Consider the following 2,606-nt stretch of genomic DNA (forward strand, 5'->3'; position numbering starts at 1 on the left):
AAAGCTTTACTTAACTTTTTAAAAGCGTCTAACCCTGATGACTTGTCTTCAGCAGCATAAAAATGAGACAGTATGTATTGAAATAAATATGCAAATGCGTTATTAATAGACAAACGTTAATGGTAATAGGTCGCTACCGTGAGAGATTCGGTATAGACTTTGATAACGACTTTATTTTTAGTTCATTATTTTGCTAAAGGATTAGCTTATGACTGCTGCCAATCATACTCAACCAATCAGCTACACTGATTATTATAACAACTTCACTATGGATGCCTTACTAGAAGAGATCTTTGGCACTCATGTCGAGGATCGTCTCAATGCCTATACCGCGTGCTGCGGTCGTCATGTACGTGATGGACGAAGAGACCATACCGCACTGGTGCACGAAGATAACGCAGGCAAGATTACCCGCATGAGCTTTGGCGAGCTTGATGATGCTAGCAATACTATCGCTCAGCTCCTTAAGTCTTACGGCGTACAGGCAGGCGATAGGGTAGCGACTATGCTGCCGCGTACGCCTGAGCTACTCGTTATCGTACTGGCCACTTGGCGTTTGGGCGCGATATATCAGCCGTTATTCACCGCTTTTGGTTATGACTCTATCAAATACCGTATGGACAAAGCTGCGACTAAAGTCGTCTTTACCGACAACGATAATCGCAGCAAGTTTGAGGATTTAGCGAAGCGAACTAAGATGGTATTGGTCGAGCGTGCAACTGACGAGCAGACTTGGAATGATGACAATTATTACGAAAAATTTGCCGAAATGGCGTCTGAGTCAGAGCCTATCGCTGCCGCCGAACTAGATACAGATGCGCCATTTTTGCAGATGTTTACCTCAGGTACTGTTGGCAAATCAAAAGGTGTGAGCGTGCCTTTATCGGCGCTTCCTGCGTTTTATCTCTATATGCGTTATGCCATTGACCTACGCGAGGACGATCACTACTGGAATATGGCTGATCCTGGCTGGGCATATGGCTTGTATTATGCGATTACAGGGCCGCTACTAATGGGCGTAACCACTTACTTTAATGAAGCAGGCTTTGATGCGACCAACACTCGCGACTTTATGCTACGCCACAAGATTACCAACCTTGCCTCCTCGCCAACCGCGTATCGTATGATGAAATCAAGCGGCGTGTTTGAAACCTCTAGCGATTCTGCTAACGAGTTATCCTTACGCTGCGCTAACTCGGCAGGCGAGACCCTAAATACCGAAGTGGTGAGCTGGATTGAGAGTCATTTAGGCTGCAAAGTCTGTGATCAGTACGGGCAGACAGAGACAGGCATGACGTGCTGCGAGCATCATGCTCTCGATCATGATTGCCCAGTAGGTTCTATGGGCATGGCATTGCCAGGACATACACTAGTAGTCTTAGATGACGATATGCAAGTGCTGCCTGATGGTGACCAAGGTCAATTGGCCGTGGTAGTCAGTCAGTCGCCCGCGTTTTATTTCCCAGGTTATAGTTGGAATGAAAAGCAGGCGTTCTTTGAGGATTACTACCTGACAGGGGATGTGGTCGAGCGTCATAGCGATGGGACGTATTGGTTCTCAGGGCGCGACGATGACATTATCACCACCGCAGGTTATCGCGTCGGTCCGACCGATGTCGAAAATACGGTTATGGAGCATGACGCTGTTGCCGAGTCGGCAGCGGTCGGTGTCCCTGATGAGATACGCGGTCACAATATCAAGTCGTTCGTGGTACTCAAAGATGGCATAACAGGTAGTGATGAGATTGCTCAGCAAATAAAAGACTTGGTACGCGAGCGCCTATCGACTCATGCTTATCCACGCGAGATTGAGTTCGTCAACGCATTGCCAAAAACGCCAAGCGGTAAGATACAGCGGTTTTTGCTGCGTAGCTTGTCGGCAGAGTAGTCTGTCAGCCAAATAAATCTTACCTATTCAAAATTTAAAAATATAAATAAGGAAATAATATGCACATCAAAGATAATAGCTTTTTGGTCACAGGCGGCGCTTCAGGACTCGGCGAGTCAGTGGTTCGAGCGCTTGTGGCTCAAGGTGGCAATGTCGTCATCGCTGATCTCAATGAGTCAGCAGGACAAGACTTGGTCAGTGAATTAGGAGACAAAGCTCGCTTTGCCCGTTGTGACGTGACGAGCGGCAATGAGGTACAAGCGGCTGTTGATTTAGCAGAACAAGCATTTGGCGGCTTACAAGGCTCTATCAATTGTGCAGGTATCGCCGTAGTACAAAAGCTGCTCGATCGTGACAACAATCCAGCTGATCTTGAGCAGTTCACTCGCGGCGTCACTATTAACCAAGTTGGCTCATTTAATGTCGCACGTTTAGTGGCTTCTAGTATCGCTAAGCGCACAGCGGCCAACGCTAGTCCTGACAACGAAAAAAACACAGATAACGGCATCATTATCAACACCGCCTCTATCGCAGCCTTTGACGGTCAAGTCGGGCAGGCAAGCTACGCCTCATCAAAGGCAGGTGTGGTTGGTATGATGTTGCCGCTGGCACGTGAGCTGACTCGCCACGGTATTCGGGTGATGACCATTGCGCCGGGCGTATTTGCGACGCCGATGATGAATACGATCCCTGAAAAGGCGCGCGAACAATTAGAGGC

Annotated in this window: 2 protein-coding genes; both read left to right on the top strand. The window is 48.0% G+C overall.

Features of this window, described 5'->3' with window-relative positions:
* The first annotated feature begins 208 nt into the window (after positions 1 to 208).
* Complete coding sequence (locus tag ACTXGO_RS12205) at positions 209 to 1,888, top strand: AMP-binding protein (protein ID WP_317198490.1); 1,680 nt, start codon at positions 209 to 211, stop codon at positions 1,886 to 1,888.
* 59 nt (positions 1,889 to 1,947) lie between these two features.
* The coding region (locus ACTXGO_RS12210; RefSeq protein ID WP_443574740.1) for an SDR family NAD(P)-dependent oxidoreductase at positions 1,948 to 2,606 on the top strand (659 nt) is incomplete at its 3' end.

The sequence above is a fragment of the Psychrobacter sp. T6-1 genome (assembly GCF_052258445.1).

Bases quoted from the DNA above. Each gene is read 5' to 3' on its own strand.
- ACTXGO_RS12205 (WP_317198490.1), top strand. From the start codon at position 209: ATGACTGCTGCCAATCATACTCAACCAATCAGCTACACTGATTATTAT.